14 protein-coding genes are annotated in these 20,441 nt (G+C 70.4%); 8 read left to right on the top strand and 6 right to left on the bottom strand.

The features are described from left to right. Positions 1 to 169 precede the first annotated feature (169 nt). The 3 genes from WMF22_RS05350 (at position 170) to WMF22_RS05340 (ending at position 4,726) form a co-directional block, all read left to right on the top strand. Entirely contained in the window at positions 170 to 1,873 is a 1,704-nt protein-coding gene (locus WMF22_RS05350) for a DNRLRE domain-containing protein (protein ID WP_438035065.1), read from the top strand. A 418-nt stretch (positions 1,874 to 2,291) separates the two neighbouring features. After that, a complete protein-coding gene (locus tag WMF22_RS05345; protein WP_437298027.1) occupies positions 2,292 to 3,506 on the top strand; it encodes an aldose epimerase family protein in 1,215 nt (404 codons plus the stop codon). 23 nt (positions 3,507 to 3,529) lie between these two features. Then, positions 3,530 to 4,726 carry an alpha/beta hydrolase gene (locus tag WMF22_RS05340; protein WP_438035064.1) on the top strand — a complete coding sequence of 399 codons (1,197 nt, stop codon included), beginning with the start codon at positions 3,530 to 3,532 and terminating at the stop codon, positions 4,724 to 4,726. A gap of 51 nt (positions 4,727 to 4,777) precedes the next feature. Here WMF22_RS05340 and WMF22_RS05335 read toward each other — a convergent pair whose 3' ends face one another. Both WMF22_RS05335 and WMF22_RS05330 read right to left on the bottom strand, forming a co-directional pair. Then, positions 4,778 to 5,263, bottom strand: a complete 486-nt coding sequence (locus WMF22_RS05335; RefSeq protein WP_438035063.1) for a hypothetical protein — start codon at positions 5,261 to 5,263, stop codon at positions 4,778 to 4,780. Positions 5,264 to 5,283: 20 nt separating this feature from the next. Continuing rightward, positions 5,284 to 6,630 carry a glycoside hydrolase family 30 protein gene (locus WMF22_RS05330; protein WP_438035062.1) on the bottom strand — a complete coding sequence of 449 codons (1,347 nt, stop codon included), beginning with the start codon at positions 6,628 to 6,630 and terminating at the stop codon, positions 5,284 to 5,286. A gap of 893 nt (positions 6,631 to 7,523) precedes the next feature. On the opposite strand from WMF22_RS05330, the gene WMF22_RS05325 reads away from it, so the two are divergent. The 3 genes from WMF22_RS05325 to WMF22_RS05315 all read left to right on the top strand — a co-directional run bounded on the left by WMF22_RS05325 (position 7,524) and on the right by WMF22_RS05315 (position 11,121). Next, positions 7,524 to 8,411, top strand: a complete 888-nt coding sequence (locus WMF22_RS05325; RefSeq protein WP_438035061.1) for a glycoside hydrolase family 11 protein — start codon at positions 7,524 to 7,526, stop codon at positions 8,409 to 8,411. A 338-nt stretch (positions 8,412 to 8,749) separates the two neighbouring features. Further along, positions 8,750 to 10,294, top strand: coding sequence for a DUF5924 family protein (locus WMF22_RS05320; protein ID WP_438035060.1), 1,545 nt, complete (start codon positions 8,750 to 8,752; stop codon positions 10,292 to 10,294). Continuing rightward, on the top strand, positions 10,291 to 11,121 hold the full coding sequence (locus tag WMF22_RS05315; protein ID WP_438035059.1) for a hypothetical protein: 831 nt from the start codon (positions 10,291 to 10,293) through the stop codon (positions 11,119 to 11,121). The genes WMF22_RS05320 and WMF22_RS05315 overlap by 4 nt, the downstream gene beginning before the upstream one ends. A gap of 48 nt (positions 11,122 to 11,169) precedes the next feature. Here WMF22_RS05315 and WMF22_RS05310 read toward each other — a convergent pair whose 3' ends face one another. The 4 genes from WMF22_RS05310 to WMF22_RS05295 form a co-directional block, all read right to left on the bottom strand. After that, positions 11,170 to 13,128, bottom strand: a complete 1,959-nt coding sequence (locus WMF22_RS05310) for a sensor histidine kinase (RefSeq protein ID WP_438035058.1) — start codon at positions 13,126 to 13,128, stop codon at positions 11,170 to 11,172. 140 nt (positions 13,129 to 13,268) lie between these two features. Next, the gene (locus WMF22_RS05305; RefSeq protein WP_438035057.1) at positions 13,269 to 14,432 is read right to left on the bottom strand and encodes a formimidoylglutamate deiminase; all 1,164 of its coding nucleotides are present in this window, start codon (positions 14,430 to 14,432) and stop codon (positions 13,269 to 13,271) included. A gap of 167 nt (positions 14,433 to 14,599) precedes the next feature. Then, positions 14,600 to 15,238: a hypothetical protein gene (locus WMF22_RS05300; protein ID WP_438035056.1), complete on the bottom strand. Its 639-nt coding sequence runs from the start codon at positions 15,236 to 15,238 to the stop codon at positions 14,600 to 14,602. 182 nt (positions 15,239 to 15,420) lie between these two features. After that, on the bottom strand, positions 15,421 to 16,482 hold the full coding sequence (locus WMF22_RS05295; protein WP_438035055.1) for a YegS/Rv2252/BmrU family lipid kinase: 1,062 nt from the start codon (positions 16,480 to 16,482) through the stop codon (positions 15,421 to 15,423). 119 nt (positions 16,483 to 16,601) lie between these two features. On the opposite strand from WMF22_RS05295, the gene WMF22_RS05290 reads away from it, so the two are divergent. Beyond that, positions 16,602 to 19,688: a PEP/pyruvate-binding domain-containing protein gene (locus WMF22_RS05290; RefSeq protein WP_438035054.1), complete on the top strand. Its 3,087-nt coding sequence runs from the start codon at positions 16,602 to 16,604 to the stop codon at positions 19,686 to 19,688. A 215-nt stretch (positions 19,689 to 19,903) separates the two neighbouring features. After that, on the top strand, positions 19,904 to 20,416 hold the full coding sequence (locus WMF22_RS05285; RefSeq protein ID WP_437298015.1) for a DUF1993 domain-containing protein: 513 nt from the start codon (positions 19,904 to 19,906) through the stop codon (positions 20,414 to 20,416). Positions 20,417 to 20,441: the final 25 nt, after the last annotated feature.

Here is a 20,441-nt window from a genome sequence, read left to right as displayed (position 1 = left end):
ATCTGCTGAGCCCGCGAGGCGCGGCGCCAGGCAAACGCTCGGTCGAGTGTACCAAAAATGAACACGATCTCCATGGAATTGTATGAATCAGAGGAATAGCGCTTCCACGAATCTGCCCGTGCCTCGCTCACACCTACGTTCGAGATCAGGAGAAAGGGTAGACAGACTCATGCAGACATCACGCACGCGAGAGGACGCAGGCACACCCGAACACCGAGAGACGAGCTGGTCGAGACGATCGAAGGGCGCCCTCTGCGCCGCCCTGCCGGCGCTCGCGGTCATCCATGCCTGCGGCGCAAATGACGAGTACATCGAGGAGGTCCTGGAGACGCGGCAGACGCTGACCACCGTCTCCTTCCAGCAGGGATCGCTCCCGAGCTCGTCGTACGCCGGCTCGACCGACGCGACCCTCCGGCAGGCCGCCGCCACCACGAACTACGGCGGAGCCACCACGTGCGAGGCCGACGGCGACGACGGCTCGGGCGTGGACAAATCTTGCCTGCTGAAATGGACCCTCTCCGGCATCCCCGCGGGGAGCATCGTCCAGTCGGCGTCGATCACCCTCCAGGTCACGGACGGCTCCGCGAACACGTACAGCGTCTACGAGGTGAAGCGCTCGTGGAGCGAGTCCCAGGTCACCTGGAACAACGCGACGTCCACGACGGCGTGGGCCACCGCGGGCGCGATGGGCTCGACCGATCGCGGAAGCCTCGTGGGCAGCGTCACCGGCAGCGCCGGCGCCAGGACGATCACGCTGAACGCGGCCGGCGTGGCGCTCGTCCAGGCGTGGGTCGACGGGACCCCCAACGAAGGCCTCCTCATCGCGAGCGCGTCGAACACCGATGGCATCGACTTCGCGTCCTCGGAGCACGCCACGGCGGCGCAGCGGCCCAAGCTCACGATCACGTATGGCGCGCCCGGCGGCGGCGCGGGCACGCCGACCGATCCCGATCTCCTGATCGCCTTCATCGGCGATCAGGGCGCGAACGGCAACTCGGACGCGGTGCTCAACCTGATCAAGGACGAGGGCGCCGCGGCCACCATCCACAACGGTGACTTCGACTATGCGAACAACCCGACCGCGTGGGACAACCGGATCAACGGCATCCTCGGCGCGAACTATCCTTACTTCGCGATCATCGGCAACCACGACGCCGCGGCCTGGGGCGGCACGAGCGGCTACGCCAGCAAGATCCAGGCTCGTCACGCGGCCGTGCCGTCGATGAACTGCACCGGCGAGCTCGGCGTCAAGGCGACGTGCAACTTCCGCGGGCTGCACATCGTCCAGTCCTGCGTCGGGACGAGCGAGCTCCGGTCGACCTGCGCCGCCAACGCGGCCGACCAGGTGGACTTCATCCGCGACTCGCTCGCCGCCGACAGCTCGATCTGGTCCATATGCAACTGGCACAAGAACCAGAACGACATGCAGGTCGGCACCAAGGGCAACGAGGTCGGCTGGAGCGCGTACCAGGAGTGCATGAACGCCGGCGCCATCGTCTCGACCGGCCACGAGCACTCCTACTCGCGCACGCTGACCTTGACCGACGTCGGCAACGCCGCGACCGGCCACGGCAAGACCGGCGCCTATGACCTCGTGGAGCTCGGCCCGAGCCGCAACTTCGTGTTCGTCTCCGGCCTCGCCGGCGTCGGCATCCGCGACTACGACGCGGCCAGCCACGACGACGACACGTGGTGGGCCTCCTACTACGCCGACAACAAGTGGAAGAAGAACAACGTGGTCATGTCGGGCACCGCCGCCTATGGCGCCCTGTTCATTCGCTTCCACGTCGGCGGGGATCCGAAGCGCGCGACGGCGTACTTCAAGGACGTGAACGGCCGCCTCGCGGACGAGTTCACGATCCAGGTCCAGTAAACCCGGGCGGACCCCGGCGGACCTGCGGGATCCGTGGGCTTCTCCTCCGGAACGGCGCGTCAAGAGGGCGGGCGCAGGGTCACGGTATTGTTCGATGTGGATTCCAATTTCGGGATCGCGGCTCGCCTCGCGCCGGTTCATTTGAGTTGACACGGACAATGTGAACGTTCACAGTCCCGTCTCGGGGCGTTTTTCCGCTTTGTCCCGGGTAGTCGTCGTGCGCAGCGGACTCTTGGTCCCTTGTATCGGGATGATCTCTGCGCCGGCTCCGCTCGGGTGTCGTGAACGCACGTCATGGCGCGATCGCGGGGGCTCGCCCGCGCTGGGCTCGCTCAGGTGGAGCCGACCCAGGTGAGACAATCCTGGCGGAGGGAACAGCATGGCGATAGGTAGGACGAGATCGTGGTTCGGAGTGACGATGACGGCGTGCCTCGCCGGCGCGTGCGGCGGCGCGCAGACCGTCGACACGCCCCCTGCGGCAGCGCCGCCTGCGCCGCCTGCGGTCCCCGCGGCGGACGCCGCTCCGGCGGCCCCGGCCGCCAGACCCGAGCCACCTGGTGGTGAAGCCGTGAACGCAAAGCCCGCTCCCGTCTCCAAGGCGCCCTTCGGCAACGCCGATGGCAAAGAGGTGATCCTCTACACGCTCACGAACGCGAACGGCCTGGTCGCGAAGGTGATGACCTACGGCGCGACGGTGACCGAGCTCCACGTCCCCGACAAGACAGGGAAGATGGACGACATCGTCCTCGGCCACGACAACCTCGACGGCTACCTGAAGAGCAGCCCCTACTTCGGGGCGACGGTCGGCCGCGTGGCCAATCGCATCAAGAACGCGCAGTTCCAGCTCGATGGCAAGACGTACAAGCTCGCCGCGAACAACGGCGCCCACACGCTGCACGGCGGCAAGAAAGGCTGGGACAAGGTCGTCTGGGACGCGGAAGCGACCGAGACGCCGGACGGCCCGTCCGTCAAGCTCACATACGTATCGAAGGACGGGGAAGAAGGATACCCCGGCACGGTCAGCGCGACCACGACCTACACGCTCACCAACAAGAACGAGCTCAGGGTCGAGATGTCGGCCACGACCGACAAGACGACGATCGTCAACATGGCCCACCACGGCTACTGGAACCTGGGAGGGCACGGCTCGGGCTCCGTCGCCGACCAGGAGCTGACGCTGCACGCCGACAGCTACACCCCGCCGGACGCCACCGACATCCCCTCGGGCCAGATCAAGCCGGTGAAGGGGACGCCGCTCGATTTCACCGCCGCCAAGCCGATCGGCAGGGACCTGAAAGCCATGGGCGGCAAGCCGGTCGGATACGACCACAACCTCATCGTCAGCGGCGACCCGCACAAGCTCCGCGAGGCGGCTCGGATCAAGGATCCGAAGACCGGTCGGGTGCTGACGATCGAGGCCGATCAGCCGGGGATCCAGTTCTATACAGGCAACTACCTCGACGGGTCGATCAAGGGCAAGGGCGGCGCGGTCTACGGCCAGTACAGCGGCTTGTGCCTCGAGCCGCAGAAGTTCCCGAACTCGATCAACGTCCCGGCCTGGAAGAACGAGGTCATCCTCAAGGCCGGCCAGCGCTACGCGCAGACGGCCGTCTTCCGGTTCACCACCGAGTAGCTCATCGACGGTCACAGGGATCCATGACCCGCTCTATCCCACGCCGTATCTCGCTCCTCGTCGCGCTTTCAATCGCTGCCTGCGGGTCCGACAACGACGCCGCCGGCGGCTCGGGTGGCAGCGGAGGACAAGGAAGCAGCAGCTCTTCGAGCCGCAGCAGCTCTTCGAGCAGCAGCAGCAGCTCTTCGAGCAGCGGCGGCAGCACCTCGGGCGCGGGCGGCACAGACGACCCGAACCCGAGCGGCGGCGGAGGCCAGGGCGGGACGGTCGATCCGGTCGGCACCGAAGGCGACGGCGATTTCGAGATCGGGCCTGACTACCGGGACGCCCCGGAGATCAAGAGGATCGACGGCGTTCCCCAGGGGCGGACGTTCACGTTTTCCCTGTCGTCCCGGGAGAGCGAGATCTTCACCGGCCACGATCCGACGTTGAACGACAACGCCAAGGGGGATTTCAACCGCCGCGTGGAGGTCGCGATCCCCGCGACGTACGTCGACGGCGCGGAGGCGCCGTTCATGGTCGTCCAGGATGCGCGCGACAGGAACGAGATCATCAACACGATCAACAACTTCGTCGCGGACCCGAACAACCGCTTCCCGAGCGTCATCGCCATCTTCGCCGCGAGCGGAGGAGGCGACTCGTATGGCAGCGAGCGGGGGCTCGAATACGATACCATGTCGGACGCCTATCAGAGGTTCGTCGATACGGAGCTCCTCGAGGCGGTCAAGAACGACCAGGCCGTCCACGCCGCGTACCCCAACCTGAAGTTCACGAGCAACCCCGATGGCCGCGCCACGTACGGATGCAGCTCGGGCGGGGCGGCGGCGCTGACCATGGGCTGGTTCGGCCACGACACCTACCGCAAGATCGTCACCTACTCCGGCACGTTCGTCGACCAGCAGAACCCCCGCGCGCCCACCGAGGCCGAGTATCCCGACGGCGCCTGGGAGTACACGGAGGGGCTCCTCCGGGAGAACCCGCCCAAGCCGTTGCGCGTCTTCCTGCAGGTCGGCGAGAGCGACCTCGGCAGCACGAGGGATGAAGCCAGCCACCACAACTGGGTGATGGCGAACCAGCGCGTGGCGGCGATCCTCAAGGAGAAGGGGTATCATTACCGCTTCGTCTACGCGAAGGGCGCCAGCCACTGCGACGCAAGGGTGATCAAGCAGACGCTCCCCGACACGCTGCGCTGGATGTGGCGGGGCTATCCGGTCGATTGACGGTACGGACCGGTGGCCCGGATAACGGTTCGGGCCGCCAGCCTCAGTGACCTAGGGAGTGTCCTTGCGCGGCGGGATGACGTCGAAGCGCCGGGTCCCCGGCTTCCCATCGGGCATCTCGGGGATGACAGGGAGCTCGTCGACCGGGATCGGCGCGGAGCCGTCGATCGAGGAGCCCCCGCCGCTCGGGTAGGGATCGCTCGGAGCGCCCAGCCAGCAGCACCGCTCGTTCGGGACAGCGCAGCTTCCCTCCACCTCCAGAGCGCCCAGGGCAGGACAGTCGTCGTGACAGGTGAAGGGGCACGGGGTGGTGGCCGTGGCCGGGCCGGCGCCGCCGCTGCCGCCTTCCCCCGCCGACGTCGTGCCTCCGCTCGAGCTCGAAGGCGAGCCACTATCCGCCCAGCCGCCCCCAGCTCCACCGGTGAGGTGCGGCGCATCGGCCTCTGCCGCGATGCGTCGCTCGCCGCAGCCCAGGAGCGCCCCGCACAACGCACTGACGCACAGCGTCGTGAAGCGGACGGTCCGACCCTCGATCATGAATGTCGCTCCTGGGGAAATCAGGGCATCGGGATGACGAAGGTGGTGACGGAAAAGGCCGGGACCGTGACCACCAGGCGATAGCCTTCGATCGCCATGTCGGGGAGCCGCTCGAGGTCCTCCGTGCGCGAGGTGCGGTGCACCTCCGCGGCGGGACCGACCGCGGGGAGCCGGGTGAGATCGAGCGTGTAGCCGCGGCTCGCGCTGCGATCGCCGTTGCGGATCACGAGCGAGAGAGAGCTCCCGCCGGCGCTGACCGCGGCCACCATGTCCTCGCTGTCGACGTCGACGAAGCGCGCGCCGGGACGGATGTAGCGGCTGAAGCCGGCGTGCATGTAAAAGCGCTTGATGGGAGCGAAGGACTGGTCGCGGTCGTTCAGCGTGAAGCTCGCCCAGCTGCGCGACGGATCGCCCGACTGCCAGTCCACCCAGGCCTCCGGCTTCAGGTCGCGTAGATCGTCGATGATGCGCTCCGCCATGAACAGCGCCGCGTCCGTGTCGTCGCTGATGTTCTGCCCGAGCGGCCCCGACTCCGATTGCCACAGCCGCTTGCCGAGCCTTGTCGCCAGCTGCCGGAGCTCCCTGCGCTGGCTGCCGGCGTAGGAGTGGACGTTGAGCTGCTGGAACGCGGCGAGCGTCCCCGCGCCGAAGGCGCCGATGTTCCGGACGGCGTCATCCATGCTGTTCTCGTCCGACGCGCTGACCGCCGTCTCGCCGAGGCCCTTGCTGGTCAGCTGCCTGGCCACCTCCTGGATGATCTTCTCCTGGCTCGCCCGGTCGAAGTGGCATCCTTCCTGGGAGCCGTTCGATTTCCACCAGTCGGCGAAGGGCTCGTTCAGCGGCTCCAGCGTGCGAAAGGTGATCCCGTGCTCGTCCCTGTAGTGGCGGACGACCTCCGTGAGGTAGTGGGCGAAGTCGTCGTAATGGTCCGCTTTGAGGTTGTCTTTGCCGTTGCTGCTGCCCGAGGCGCAACCGCTGTTCGTCATCCAGTAGGGGGGAGAGTTGGAGAACGCCTCGAAGATCAGATCCGCTCCGCGCTCCGCGATGCGCAGGAGGATGGCGCGCTGCCTGGCGTCGTTCGCCCACGTGAAGGTCCCGTCGGCGCCCTGGAATCCAGGCATCTCGCGGTGCTCCTTCATGTGCTCGTGGGACGGGTTCTCCCCGCCGCCGATGTTGTAGCGGAAGACGTTGTAGCCGAGGCCATTCACCGGATCGACGACCGCTTCGACCACGGCGTTGCGCTTGGCTTCCTGCCATCCGCCCACGTGATCGGCCCACCAGCACAAGCTCGTGCCCCAGCCCTCGAAGGACTGGTTCACCACGCTCGTGTCGACCCGGACGAGCTCCGTGCCCGGAGCGGCGGTCACCGTGGGGCGAGGCTCGCTCGGTGAGCCCCCGCTCCCGCCCGACGAGCCGCCGCTGGACGAGCCGCCGCTGGTCGAAGCCGCGCTCGCCGCCCCTGCCCCGCCCGAGCCCGCTGGCGCCCCGCCCGAGCCCGCCGGCGCCCCGCCCGGGCCCGCCGCGCCTCCTGCTCCGGTCGAGGGCGCGCCGCCACTCCCACCGTTCGACCCGGCCTCGTCAGGGGGGGCCGCTGAATCACGACCGCAGCCCGATACGAGGACCAGGGTGATCGCAAGGAGGGACGAGGTTCTCGACGTCCTGGTCATCATGGGGCCGCCCCGAGCGCCGGCGCCTCCCGGTCGCTCCACGGAGAGAGGTCTCAACAGCGCTCTCTGGTTGCCGATGACCCGTCCGGCCGGACAAGCAACGTCTTCCCGAGAACCGCAACAGTAGAGCATGGCGGCGCGGAGCGTGGAAGATGGGACCCAGGCCGATCCCGACGTCCCGCCCTCATGTAGTTCTCTTGCGCTGGTTCACGCGACTCGGCGCGTCAAGGCTCCAGCGCGTCAGGGATCCAGGGTGACGGGGGGGCGCTTGCCTCGGCAGCTGTTCGCAGACCCACCGTACCGGGGCGGTTGTGCGACCTCGTCCGCAGCTTAACCGGATCGAGCCGAGGGCGGGTCTTGAAACAGCAGCTGGAAGGGCTCTACGGGTCGTTGTCGCCACCGAGCCCTGGTGCTAGCCATGATCACGAGATCGGCCGCAGGGAATTGACCCATCTCGCCAAGGAGGATCTGTGAGTTTAACTTTGTTAAAACATTTTACTATCGCCCTAGGAGTCGTTGCCATCGGCTGCGCGGGGCCGGACGAGTCCTCTGCGGAGAGCGGGGCGGGTGGCGGCTCGTCTGGGACGGGCGGCGTGACCGCGGGCAGCACCGGCCCTACCGGCAGCACCGGCCCCACCGGCCCCACCGGCACCACGGCGGGCCCGGGCGGGTCGACAACGAGCGGGACGACCGGCAGCACCACCACGAGCGGGTCGGCCGCGGGCGGGGCCGGGGGCTTCGACGGGTCCGGGGGCGGGAGCACCACGACCACGAGCAGCTCGAGCACCAGCAGCTCGACCACCAGCAGCTCGACCACCAGCAGCTCGACGACGAGCAGCACGACCGCGAGCAGCTCCGCGGCCACGACCGGGGCCGGCACACCTACCCGGTGCACGGAAGCCGACCTGGAGGTCTGCAGCGACAGGACAGGCACCCATTGCGGGCTCACCTTCGAATACTGGAAGGACCGAGGAAACGGGTGCCTGGTCAACACGGCGGATGGCTTCCGCGTGGACTGGAACAACATCAACAACCTGCTGGGCCGCAAAGGCGTGAGGCCGGGCGGGAAGAACAATGTCGTCACCTACGAGGCCGACTACCGGCCGAACGGCAACTCCTACCTGGGTGTCTACGGGTGGACGAGGAACCCGCTCATCGAGTATTACATCCTCGATAGCTGGGGCACCTGGCGTCCCCCGGGCGGAGAAGGATTCAGGGGCACCGTCACCACGGATGGGGGCACCTACGACATCTACCGGACCCAGCGGGTCAACCAACCTTCCATCGATGGCACGGCGACCTTCTATCAGTACTGGAGCGTCCGGCAGCAGAAGCGCACGAGCGGAACCATCACGGTCGCCAACCACTTCGACGCGTGGGAGAAGCAGGGGCTGACCCTGGGGTCCTTCTACGAGGTCTCGCTCGTCGTGGAAGGCTATCAAAGCAGCGGCAGCGCCGATGTGAAGGTCTCGATCGAGTGAGCGCCGAGCCCTGAGCATCGCTCCGGCCAGCAGCCGCTCCTGAACGGGGCGACGGCGGGCACCCGAGGCATCCCCTCGAATTCTCGGGGGGAGAATTCACAGGGAGGCGGGGAGACGGGGAGTACACTCCCGACGATCTCACCGTCTCCCTGTTCGCTCCCTGTTCGGTTTCCCGCCGAGATGCCGGCCCATGAGGGGGTTTGTCGGGACGACGACACGCGCCCCGTCCAGGCGCTGGCCGCCCTGCGCGCGCCCGAGCGCCGGCGGCGCCCGCCGCGCCGGCCCGCTCGTGCGGCGCTCGAAGGTCGACCGCCCGTCGGGTACGCTGCGGGCCGGACATGAAACAGCACGCGCCGCGCTCCCCTGACGCCCCGGCCCCCGGGGCCCACGCGAACGCGCCCTCTCTGCCGTCGCCGCCTTCCAGCGCGACGACGCAGGTCCACAAGACGCGCGTCCCGGAGGCGTTCGGAGAGGCGCCCACGATCATGTACATGCCGGGCGACGAGCCCGATCGCTCGCCGGGCCACGCCCCGCCCCACGCGGCCGGACAGGCCCGGCCCCCGGCGACCGACGAGGCCACCCTGCGCATGCCGCCCAGAGGCGGCGCCCTGGCCGGGGACGAGGCCACCCTGCGCATGCCGCCCAGGGCCGGCGCCCTGGCCGGGGACGAGGTGACCCTGCGCATGCCGCCCAGGGCCAGCGGCGGGGAGCACGACGACCGCACGCTCAAGATGCCCGAGCGGCAAGCGCGCGGCGCGGCAGCGGACGAGGACAACGCGCCGACCGTCAAGGCCGAGCCCAAGGCGTCCTACGTCGACCTGAACGCCGAGGACGAGGAGAAGCCCGGGGACCTCCGATCGTCCGCCCGCGCCTTCCTCAAGCGCCACCACAAGAAGCTCTGGTGGCTGCACACCGCGTATGCGCTCAGCCTCGGCGCCTTCGTCGTGACCTTCGCGCAGAAGGGGTTCCAGCACGCGCGCTTCCTCGCGGTCACGGTCAGCGTCGCCTGGCTGCTCGTGCTCCTCTTCTTCCGGCTCTTCGGCACCGGCGCCCGCCAGGACTTCGCGACGGCGTGGCGCGGCGCCCGGCTGCGCTTCCTCGTGATGACCTATGTCCTGAAGAACCTCTATCAGGGCATGCTCTTCTTCCTCCTCCCGTTCTACTGGAAGAGCGCCAGCCTGGACGCGCCGAACCGGTGGTTCGTCCTCCTCCTCGCCGCCTGCGCGGTGCTCTCGACGCTCGATCTCGTCTTCGACCGCGTGCTCATGCGCTGGAAGACCCTCGCGTCGGTGTTCTACGGGGTGACGCTGTTCGCGTGCCTGAACCTCGTCATCCCCGCGCTCCTCCCCGACACCCGCACGCTGTACACGCTGCTCTCCGCCGCCCTCGTGTCCGTGGTCGGCTTCTGCACGCTGCACCTGCCGTTCGGGGCCCTCTGGAGCCGGATGGGCGCCGTGTTCCTCGTCGTCGCGATGGCCGCCGGGGTCGGGCTCGCCTACGGGACGCGCGAGCTCATCCCGCCCGTGCCGATGCACCTGTCCTCCGCGGCCGTGGGCCCCTCGGTGCTCCCGGACGGGCGTCTCGCCATGTCCGTGAAATCACTGCATTTTTCCGTGATCCGCGAGCTCCGCGCGGTGACCGACGTGGTGGTGCCGGGCGGCGACGGCGATCGGCTGCTCCACGTCTGGCGGCGCGAGGGGCGCGAGGTCCTCCGCGCGCCCGAGGAGACGCTGCGCGTGCCCGGGCCGGAGGGCGCGGTGCGGCTCCAGTCGCAGCTCGTGGGCGGGAGGCTGCCGCGCCGCCTGGCGGGGCGCTGGACGGTGGATGTCGAGACCGAGGACGGCCAGCTCGTCGGCCGCACCTCGTTCGAGGTGACGGAATGAGCTGGCCGCTCCGGGGCGGAGGCGAGGCGAGCGCCGCGGAGCGCGCGCGCTGGGTCGACGCCGGCAACATCGCGAACGGGTTCCTCGTGTTCGGCAACGTCGTCACGGGCTTCATCGCGATCGGCAACGTCGCGCGCGGCTTCATCGCAATCGGCAACGTCGCCGTCGGCGTCGTCGCGATCGGCAACGTCGCCGTCGGCGTGGTCGGCGGGTTCGGCGCGACGATCGCCGTGGGCGCCTTCGCCGGCGCGGGCGTGCTCGCCCTGCCGGTGCTCGACGGGGTGGCGGGCGTGACAAGCCTGCTCGCGCTGAATCCATTCCTGTCGGCGCTCCCGATCGCCCTCTGGCTCCTCGCCGCGCGCGTGCTCCCGGGGGAGCGCGCGCCCCGGCTGGGCCCCGATCCCGAGCTCGCGTCGCTCTCGTCGGTGCTCCGCGGCGAGCGCTCCGAGGGCTGGGTCCGCGGGCGGGTCGAGCGCGCGGGGGACGGCGCGCTCCGCCTCACGCAGCGCGGCCGGGCCGCTGAGCTGCCCGCGACCCCGGAGGCGCTGCGCGCGGGCGCGGCGCTGCTCCCGGAGGGGCGCGGCGCGCGGCTCCTCGCCCTCGTTCGGGCCGAGGAGCACGTCCGCGGCGGCGAGGGCGGCTACCGCGCGGCGCAGGAGCGCGAGCGGGTCCTCACCGTCGCCGATCTGCTGGCGCCGCCGGCGTGGGTGCCGCCGTGGATCAACGGCGCCGAGGTGCAGTGGTGGCTCGCGCGCGCGTGGAACGTCGGGGCGGTCGTGGCGGTCCTCCTGAGGGCGGCGCAGCTCATCGCGGGCGCGATGGGATGAGCGCCCGCCGCTCATCTACTCCCGTTACTCCGTTACTCCGTTACTCCGTTACTCCGTTCCTCCGTCGCTCCGCTCCTCCGCCGCCTTCCGCTCGCTCTCGGGCGCCAGGGCGGCGTCGCCTCCCTCGATCTCCGGAGGCAGCGGCAGCCGGACGCGGAACGTCGTGCCCTGACCTGGCTCGCTGTCGACGAGGATCTCTCCGCCGTGCGCCCACACGATCAGCCTGCAGACGTAGAGCCCGACGCCGAGCCCGCTGTGCGCCTCCGGTGTCCACCGGAACGGCTCGAAGAGCCTGTCCCGCTGCTCCGGCGTGATGCCGACGCCGCGGTCGCGCACGGAGATCACCGCGAAGCCGGCCTGCCGGACGACCGACAGCGTGATGGGCTGTCCAGCGCCGTGCCGCGACGCGTTCGACAGCAGGTTCGTGATGACCTGCTCGACGCGCGCGTCGTCCCAGTAGCCAAACAGGGATCGATCGAGCTGGAGCTCCAGGGAACACCCGTCGGCCTCGAGCTGCTCCGTCACCTGCCGGGCGGTCCTGCGCACGATCTCGTTGAGCTCCGTCCTCTCCAGGTTCAGCGCCGGCGGGCCGGTCGCGAAGCTCGCGACGACGAACATGTTGTTGATGACCTGCGTGATCCGGGCGAGCTCCCGCGAGGACACCTTCAAGAAGCGGCTGATGTCCTTCGAGCCCAGCGTCACCATGAGGGGCTGCGATCGCGATCGCAGCATGTGCTCGTACAGGAGCCGCAGGCTCGTCAGCGGCGTGCGCAGCTCGTGCGAGGCGAACCGCAGGAACTCCTCGCGGACGCGGATGGCGTCCTTCAGCTCCGTCTCCGCGCACTCCAGGCGACGGACACGATCCTCGAGCTCCCTGCGCAGCGCCTGCTCGCGCTGCACGCCGGTGGCCAGCTCCTTCGCGCGCCGCTGCAGCAGGATCGTCAGGACGAGCGTGGCGAGCAGCATCACGCCGCAGGCGGTGAGGACCACACGGCGCGTCACGACGTACACGCCGTACGCGCTTGATTTGTCGATCTCGGTCGCCAGGCCGAGGTCGAGCTCCTGATCCCACAGCCACGAGCCGACGACCTCGACGCCGCGATAATCGCGGTATCCCTCGACGTCGACCCCGGCGATCCCCGCGACGGCGCTGGTCGCCATGCGCGTGAGCGGCTGCTCCATGCGAGGCAAGGGGCGCGCGGAGCCGCCCGGCACCTCGCCCCCGGGATCGCGGATCTCCACGTTGAGGCTCGTGCGCTCGCCGGCCGCCAGGAGGCCCATGTCGCGGAGGTTCTGGGCGAACCTGAGCTCCGTGACGACGCGACCGTGCCTGTCGAACGCGTAGGTCTCCCCTGCCGCGCCGACCTGGCCGCGATGGGCGATCTGCGTGAGCTCCCTCCCGGGATCGATGCGGAAGGCGAGCGCCGCGATGATCTCCCCTTGCCCGGCGACGGAGCGCACCGGCGCCGCCACGACGAGGACGGGGGTGACCCTGCCGAGGACGGGAGACCGCATGGTGAAAGGAGTGCCCATGACGGTCGAGCCGCGCAGGGCCGCGGCGATGGTGTCCGGGTCGTGGGCGCTCAGCGTCTTGGTGGCGAGGAGCTCATCGCGATCCGAGGCGATATGGGTGCCGTCCAGCGCGATGACGTCGAAGCCGAGGCACTGTTCCCGCTCGACGACGCCCTCCAGCTCCAGCCGCAGATCCTGGAGGTAGGGGCTATCGCGGAGCGAGCCGTCGCTGCGGCGCACCTCGACCTGGGCGGCGACCGCGCGCCGTATCCTCGGCTCGTTCGCCCAGAACCCCGCGGCGCCCTTCGCCTGCCGCGCCCAGGTCAAGAGCCCTTCGCGGGTCGTCGAGAGCACGGCCTGCAGGGTCGCCGCGATGTTCCTGCGATGGACGTCCTGGATCTCGTGGAGGCTCAGGAGCAAGACGACGCCGATCGGCAGCAGCGCCGCCAGGGGCATCCAGTCGAGCCATTCCTTCCGTCGCCGTTCGTTTCCCATGCATGACGCAGGCGAGACGCGGGGAACGGCTCCTCACAAACCACGCCACCCCCCCCGTGTGAGCGCGCTTCACGCTCGCCCGCTCGGCCCGGGCTTGCCTCGGTCGCCCGGCGCCGAGGAGAGCCGGCGCCTCGCCTCGGTCAATGCGCGGGCGGGCCCGGGGGCGCGGGGCTCCCCTCCACGATCGAAGGGCTCCCGCTGTACACCACCGCGTCGAGCAGCCGCTCCTCCCGCACCATCGCGAGCGCCGGCGCGTCCCGGCGCACCGAGATGCTGCCGCCGGGATCCGCGAACCCGCACGCCTCCGCCCCTTGCCGAGAGCCGATCTCCCAGAGCGCCTCGGCGGGCGTCGCCCCGCCCTCGCCCCGCAGCGTCACGCGGCGGCCCGTCCGCAGCCGCTCGCCGAGCTCGACGCCGCGCATGTCCTCGAACGGATCGGTGATCACGTGGCTGTCGATCCCGACGCACAGCCGCGCGCCCGCCGCGCGCAGCGCGCCCACGTCGGGCAGCCCGTCGCCGAGGTCGCGCTCGGTCGTCGGGCACAGGCACGCGAACGCCCTCGCCGCGCCGAGCAGCGCCGGCTCGTGCGGCGCGAGGTGCGTCGCGTGCACCGCCACGAAGCGCTCGCCGAGGACCCCGCGCTCGGCCAGGAGCTCCACCGGCCGCCGGCCCGTCTCGGCGAGGCACGCCTCGATCTCGGCCGGCTGCTCGGCCACGTGCATGTGCACCATGAGCCCGCGCTCCGCGGCGTACCGCGCGATCTCGCCGAGCCACGCCGGGGGCACGGCGCGCACGCTGTGGGGCGCCACGCCGACGCGCACGTCCTCGCAGCCCGCGTAGCGCGCCCGGAGCGCCTCGACGTCCGCGAGCGCCGCGTCGAGCGAGGCGTCCGAGAACCGCCGCTGCGCCCCCTCGGGCGCCCTGCCCGCGCCCGCGCGCGCATAGACGACCCGGAGGAGCGCGATGCGGAGGCCCTCCTCGCGGGCGGCCTCGATCACCGCGTCGGCGAGGACCGTGCGATCCGCGTAGGGCGCGCCGCCCGGCTGGTGGTGCACGTAATGAAACTCGCCCACCGTGCGCACGCCCGCGGCGCGGAGCTCGCGATAGGCCACCTTCGAGATCGCATGAATGGACTCCGGCGTGAGCGACTCGGCGAGCGCGTACATGGCGCTGCGCCACGACCAGAAGTCGTCCGCCCCCGACGGCCCCGGCCGCTGCGCCTCACCGCGCATCCCGCGCTGGAAAGCATGGGAGTGGGCGCTCGCGAGCGCCGGCAGCTCGATGGCTCGCTCGGTCAGCCTCATGGCGCACGTCTATCACGTCTATCACGTCTATCACGTCCATCGCGCCGGGATGGCCGGGGAAAAGCGCGGCTGGCCGCGCTGCGGCGCTGCGCCGCGCGCCAGAGCGGCCCTCCGCGCTGGAGCAGGGAGCGCACGGCCCGCGGCGCGCCGCGTCCGGCGCTGTCTGCTCACTCTGCGCCTGGCGTCGTGAAGAGAGGGAAGCAGCCGGCGCCGAGCTTGCCGCAAGCCCCGTCGAGCAGGGCGTCGCCCCTGTCGGTTTGCTCGTAGAAAGCCATGGTGAGCGCGCTGCACTCGGGGAGCACATCGCGCGCGTACGCTCGCACCTCGGCGGCGCAGGCGTCGATCTCCGCGATCGTGGCCGTGCACTGCGTCGGCTGGCCGCAGGGCTTTGCGTCGACCTCCATGAGGGCCTGCTCCAGAAGCTGCTCTGCCTGGCTCGGGTCGGCCATGCACCCCTCGACCAGCTCGGAGCACTTCGCCTGCAGCTCGGCGTCGCTGATCCCGGCGTCGTCCCCGTACGCCGCGCCGAGCACGCCCTGCATGAGGCAGATGTACTCGACGGTCGCCAGCTCGGCGCTGCAGCGGCGATACCCCTTGCACGCCTGCTCGACCTCCGCGGGGGAGAGCTCGCTGACGAGCGCCGACGTGTCGAGTCCGGAGCAGGACGCGGTCCCGGAGCCCCCGCCCCCCGCCGAACCCGCCGCGTCGCCGGGCTTCGCCCCGTCGTCGTCGCCCCCGCAGCCCAGCCCCGAGAGGCCGCAAGCCAAGCACACCCCCACCACACCAGCCCAGAACGTCGTTCGCATTCCTCTGCGCTCCCGATGAAAGGTCAAGAACCGAGCCCTGCCGCGGCGGCAGAACCACGTTTCCTTACGCCGGGCGGCTCCGGTTCCCCCCTGACGAGGCCGTCACGATGCTGCTCGCGGCGCCGCGACGCCGAATCGTGGTCGTCTGGATTTTCCTCGGGCCTTCGCGGCCCGAGCGCGCTTCACGGCTTCGGCTCGACCTCGAGCTCGGGCAACCCCGCGAGCTTCACCTCGACCTCCGCGGCAGGCGGCGCTTCACGGGCCTCCTCGCGGCGGGGCGCCATGACCGTCAGGGCGCGCGGGAGGCACTCCACCACGAGCGGCGTCGTCCCGGCCTCCTCGCCGTCGATGAGCACGTTCTGGGGCGGATCGGTCGTGATGCAGACCCGCCGGGCGGCGAGAAAACCTATGTTGTCGCGCTCGGCCGGCTCGCCGTCGATCGCGGTCCTCAGGAGATGCAGCCCTGTCGCGACCGCCTCCACCAGCGTCGTGGCCGACACGATGGTCAGGTCGAGCCGCCCGTCGTCCGGGGACAGGACAGGCGGCCCCTGCGCCAGCACCGTGCGCGGAGGCGCCATGTTCGCGACGGTCACCGCGACCGCACGGCAGTGGACCCGCTGGTCCTCGGTCTCGATCTCGACAACGAACGGCTCGAGGCTCATCAGCTTCTTCAGCCCGGTGCGGATGTACGCGAGCACACCCCAGCGCTGCTTCTCGTCCTGCGGGGTCTCGCCGACCGTGTCGGCGTGCAGCCCGACCGCCGACAGCAGGATCATGGTCTTCCCGTTGGCGCGGGCGGCGTCGATGCGCGTCGGCTCGCCGTGGACGAGCACGTCGATCGCCCCCTCCAGGTCGGCCGGGATGCCCAGGGACTGCGCGATCGAGTTCGCCGTTCCCAGCGGCAGGACACCCAGGCACGCATCGGTCCCGAGGAGCGCCGACGCCACGCTGGAGATCGTCCCGTCGCCGCCCGCCGCGATCACCAGGGAGGCACCTTCGCGGCGCGCCGCGTCGGCGCAGGCGGCGGCAGAGCGCTCCGCGCTCGTCTCGTAGACGCTCAGCGCAAACTCGCGCTGGAGCCGGGCTGGCAGCGACTCGACCGAATCGCCCGCGTGGCCGGCAGCAGGGTTGACGATCAGCGCCGCTCTCCGCTCGGTCATGGCGGCATCGTAGAACGCCGAACCGGTTGAAACCCCAAGAAAAATCGGCGGGGTGGCCGCGAGCGGACCCGCGCGGGCGGCCATCGCCGCGCCCGTACGGCTGTGCCTGCGTGCGCCACGCGCGCGACAGCGGCGCCCCGCCGCTCAGCCCGGAGACGCCGCTGGCCGCACGATGGCACGGCAGTTGTACCGCGATGTTGTTCATGAGACTTCATCGAATCGGTCGACCGGCTTGTCTTGCGCTCGCGCTCCTCGGCGCGGGGACGCTCGCCGCGTGCGGAGAGGACTCGGCGGCGGGCGCGGGTGGCAGCGGCGCCACGAGCAGCGGGGGCGCCACCGGCGGCGAAGGCGGCGCGGGCGGCGAAGGCGGCGCGGGCGGCGAAGGCGGGAGCGCCGGAGGCGGCGCGTCATGGCCCGTCGACACCTACCCGATCGACATCACGCCATCGGAGGACTGGAAAAACCAGATCAGCTTCCCCTTCGAGCCCTTCGCCGCCTGGCCCCCGACCTTCGAGACGCCGGGCTGGGTGAAGTTCACCGTGCTGATGCACGATCCCACCAAGGTCTATTACCAGGACAGCAACAAGTTCCCGTTCCACGGCGAGTTCGCCACGGCGCGGCTCGACCCGTTCTTCGAGATGTCGCGGGAAGAGTTCGACGAGGTCTCGCTGCACGAGGAGGGGCAGAAGGCCATCCTCGGCGCCGTGATCTTCCCGCCGACCCCGGAGAGCGTGCCGGAGTACGGCATCCAGCTCGTCCGCCAGGACGCCTACGATCCCGAGGTGGCGCGCGTCGTCCTGGAGCTCGTGAAGAACAGCGTCGTCGCGCCCGAGGGGGCGCAACCCTTCTATTTCCCGACGTACGAGCAAGCGGCGTCGGCCGCGGAGAACAGCGCGTTCTTCGAGGCGAGCGGGTTCCCGGTGAGCTCGGTCGAGCGGTGGCTGGACGGCGACGCGTGTTATGCGACGGGCTGGGCCGTGGGCCGGCTCCGCTATGTCCCGCCGGACGCGATCGACGCCGCCTACGCGAGCGGCGAGCTCCGGGCCGAGGACATCCTGCTCACCGACTCCATCCCTGCGGAGGTGCCTTATGTGGCGGGCATCGTGTCGCTGTCGCCCGCGACGCCGAACGCGCACACCGCCCTCCTCGCGACCTCGTTCGGCATCCCGTTCGTCTACCTCGGCGATCCGGCCGCCGCGGACGCGGCGAAGGCGCTCGACGGCGAGGAGGTCGCGCTGCGGGCCTCGCTGCAATACGGGTCCATCTGCCGCGCCGTGCTCTTCGAGGCCGGAGGGATCGCGCCGGCGGACAGGGAGCAGCTGCTCGCGCTGAAGCGGCCCGGCGAGCTCGGGATCCAGCCCAAGGAGCCCCTCGGCGCCTACGCCGGGTCCACCGAGGATCTCGGCCCCGCGGACATCGTGCATTTCGGGGGCAAGGCCGCGAACTATGGCCTGCTGCGGGACGCCATCCCGGAGAGCTCCGATGTCGCGGTCGCGCTGTCGTTCGATCTCTGGGACGATTTCCTCGATCAGGTCATGCCCGGCGGCCGCACGCTGCGCGCCGAGATCGCGGAGCGCCTCGCGGGCCATGCCTACCCGCCCGACATGCTGGCGCTCAAGGCCGATCTCGCGGCGATCCGCGCGCGGATCACCGGGGAGACCGCCTTCTCGGCGGGGCAGCGGCAGGCGATCGAGGCGGCGCTCGAGGGCTTCACGCCCACGAAGAAGATCCGGTTCCGGAGCTCGACCAACGTGGAGGACAGCGCCGTCTTCACGGGCGCGGGCCTCTACGACAGCTACAGCGGCTGCCTGGCCGACGATCGGGACGCCGACCAGGAGGGGCCGAGCCTGTGCGACCCCGGCGAGGCCGGCGAGCGCGGCGTGTTCCGCGCGATCCGCAAGGTGTACGCGAGCTTCTACAACGACAACGCCTTCCTCGCCCGGCTCCTCCATGGCGTCGACGAGGCCGAGGTCGGGATGGGCGTCCTCGTCCATCACTCCTATCCTGACGAGGACGAGATGGCGAACGGCGTCGCGACGCTCGAGCGGCGCGAGCTGGTCAACGACCAGATCCAGATCGTGACGCAGCTCGGGGCGACGTCCGTCACCAACCCGGAAGGCGGAGCGCAGCCGGAGGTCGTGACCGCGAGCCTCTTCGACCAGGAGACCTCCGTTTACCTCCTGTCCAGCTCGACGCTCGTCCCGCTCGGCGGCCACGTGATGCAATGGGAGGACGATTACCTCGCGCTCGCCGCGCTGCTCGGCCGCGTCGAGGCGCGGTTCAGCGAGCTGAACCCCGGCAGGAAGTCGTTCCTGCTCGATTACGAGTTCAAGAAGATGAAGCCCGGAGATCTCGTCGTGAAGCAGGTGCGCGAGGTCGCGCTCCCGGACACGACGCCGAGCCTCACGCCGTTCCTGCTCGACGAGCCCCGGGAGGTCTGCACCTTCCAGGGCGAGTTCGGCGACGTGTTCGCGAACCACCGGCTCAAGGTGCGCGCGAGGCTCTCGGCGAAGAGCGGGTTCCTCACGCCGGCGGCGCTCGCCAGCAGCTTCTTCGAGGACGCGCGGCTCGACTACCTCTCCGGTGGATCGGTGGCGACGCTCTCGGGCAGCCCCGCGGCGTGGCCGGCCGCGTCCCACGCGTACGCCGAGGAGACGGCCACGGACTCCTTCGTGGACGGCGCCGGGGCCTCGGAGATCACCTATGCGCTCGCCACCTCCCCGGTGCCCGAGCTGTTGCCGCCGTCGCTGGGCCCGCTTGTCGCGCTGCGCGACGCCGGGATGATGCTGAGCGCCGCCTACGCCACGCCCGTGCGGGCGCTCGACTGGGACGGGACGCCGCTCGAGGTGTCCTCGGAGGTGGTGCAGCTCGACGCTTGTCCCGCGGACGGCCCCCCGGTGGCGGGCGCGCTGCTCCAGGAGCGCTCGCTCTCATGGACGTCCGGCGTCGCGGTGGAGACCTCGTTTTACTGGCCGCCGGCCCCCACGGGCCCGACGGCGGGGTACACGGCGCCGCTCCACAAGTGGGTCGAGACGCGCATCGAGGGGCTGACGAGCGCTCCGATCGTGCTCAGAGGCTACCACGCGCAGACGTACCGCCCGCAGCACCACAACTTCTCGGAGGACTTCGTCTTCGAGCCCCGCCTCGAGCCCGGCCTGGATCCCGCGATCCTCGCCGAGCTGGAGGAGAAGGGCATCCGGCTGATCCACGTCCGGACGTCGGACGGCGGCGGGGAAGGCCCGAAGCTGTGGACGCTCGATCCAGCGGGCGTGTTCCACCGGGTCGACTGAGCGTCCCCGGAGGGCCTGCGGAGCCCCGGCGAGCCCCGGCGCTGCCTGAGGCTCCGCCGGGCTCGTCACGCCTCCTCGAAGTATACAGCCGAGCTCGACTGTCGCTCCAGGCGGCCGCGCGACGTGGACCGGGGCCGGCGCGCGCGCGGAGTTGACGCGCGGAGGCCGCGGGTGGACCAGAGGCGCCAGCTGTTCCTGCTGACGAGGAGAAGATCATGAGCCTTTACGACAGCTCGTTCCCCCAGATGACTCGCATGCTCGGCCAGGTGCTGGTCTGGCTCGACAAGGCGGAGGCCTACGCACAGCAGAAGAAGTTCGACCCGGAGGTGCTCCTCACGGCGCGCCTCGCGCCCGATCAGTGGAACCTCAGGCGTCAGCTCCAGAACGTCATCGCCTGGCCCCTGAGGCTGAGCGCGCTGCTCACCGGCGGGGAGCCGCCGCAGCTCGAGACGGGCGACGAGACGATCGCGGAGCTGCGCGCGCGCGTCGGCAAGGCGATCGAGCAGGTGAAGGCGGTGAAGCCGGAGCAGCTGAAGGGCGCGGAAGACCGCACGATTCCGCTCTTCTTCCTGCCGGGCAAGGGCATGAGGGCCCCGGAGTTCGTGTTCGGGTTCGTGCTCCCCAACTTCTACTTCCACGCGACCACCGCGTACTCGATCCTGCGGCACAACGGGCTCGACGTCGGCAAGTCCGACTTCATCGGGTCGCTCGACCTCCGCGACCTGTGACCGAGGCGGCCCTCCCCCGCGGGAG

Source organism: Sorangium sp. So ce204, from assembly GCF_051526795.1.
In the GTDB taxonomy this organism is placed as follows: domain Bacteria; phylum Myxococcota_A; class Polyangia; order Polyangiales; family Polyangiaceae; genus Sorangium; species Sorangium cellulosum_B.
This window is presented reverse-complemented; position numbering and strand designations above follow the sequence as displayed.

Coding starts and splice junctions, on each gene's coding strand:
- WMF22_RS05340 (WP_438035064.1), top strand. CDS start 3,530: ATGACCCGCTCTATCCCACGCCGTATCTCGCTCCTCGTCGCGCTTTCA.
- WMF22_RS05310 (WP_438035058.1), bottom strand. CDS start 13,128: ATGGGAAACGAACGGCGACGGAAGGAATGGCTCGACTGGATGCCCCTG.
- WMF22_RS05295 (WP_438035055.1), bottom strand. CDS start 16,482: ATGGCCGCCCGCGCGGGTCCGCTCGCGGCCACCCCGCCGATTTTTCTT.
- WMF22_RS05315 (WP_438035059.1), top strand. CDS start 10,291: ATGAGCTGGCCGCTCCGGGGCGGAGGCGAGGCGAGCGCCGCGGAGCGC.
- WMF22_RS05320 (WP_438035060.1), top strand. CDS start 8,750: ATGAAACAGCACGCGCCGCGCTCCCCTGACGCCCCGGCCCCCGGGGCC.
- WMF22_RS05285 (WP_437298015.1), top strand. CDS start 19,904: ATGAGCCTTTACGACAGCTCGTTCCCCCAGATGACTCGCATGCTCGGC.
- WMF22_RS05305 (WP_438035057.1), bottom strand. CDS start 14,432: ATGAGGCTGACCGAGCGAGCCATCGAGCTGCCGGCGCTCGCGAGCGCC.
- WMF22_RS05290 (WP_438035054.1), top strand. CDS start 16,602: ATGAGACTTCATCGAATCGGTCGACCGGCTTGTCTTGCGCTCGCGCTC.
- WMF22_RS05300 (WP_438035056.1), bottom strand. CDS start 15,238: ATGCGAACGACGTTCTGGGCTGGTGTGGTGGGGGTGTGCTTGGCTTGC.
- WMF22_RS05335 (WP_438035063.1), bottom strand. CDS start 5,263: ATGATCGAGGGTCGGACCGTCCGCTTCACGACGCTGTGCGTCAGTGCG.
- WMF22_RS05350 (WP_438035065.1), top strand. CDS start 170: ATGCAGACATCACGCACGCGAGAGGACGCAGGCACACCCGAACACCGA.
- WMF22_RS05345 (WP_437298027.1), top strand. CDS start 2,292: ATGACGGCGTGCCTCGCCGGCGCGTGCGGCGGCGCGCAGACCGTCGAC.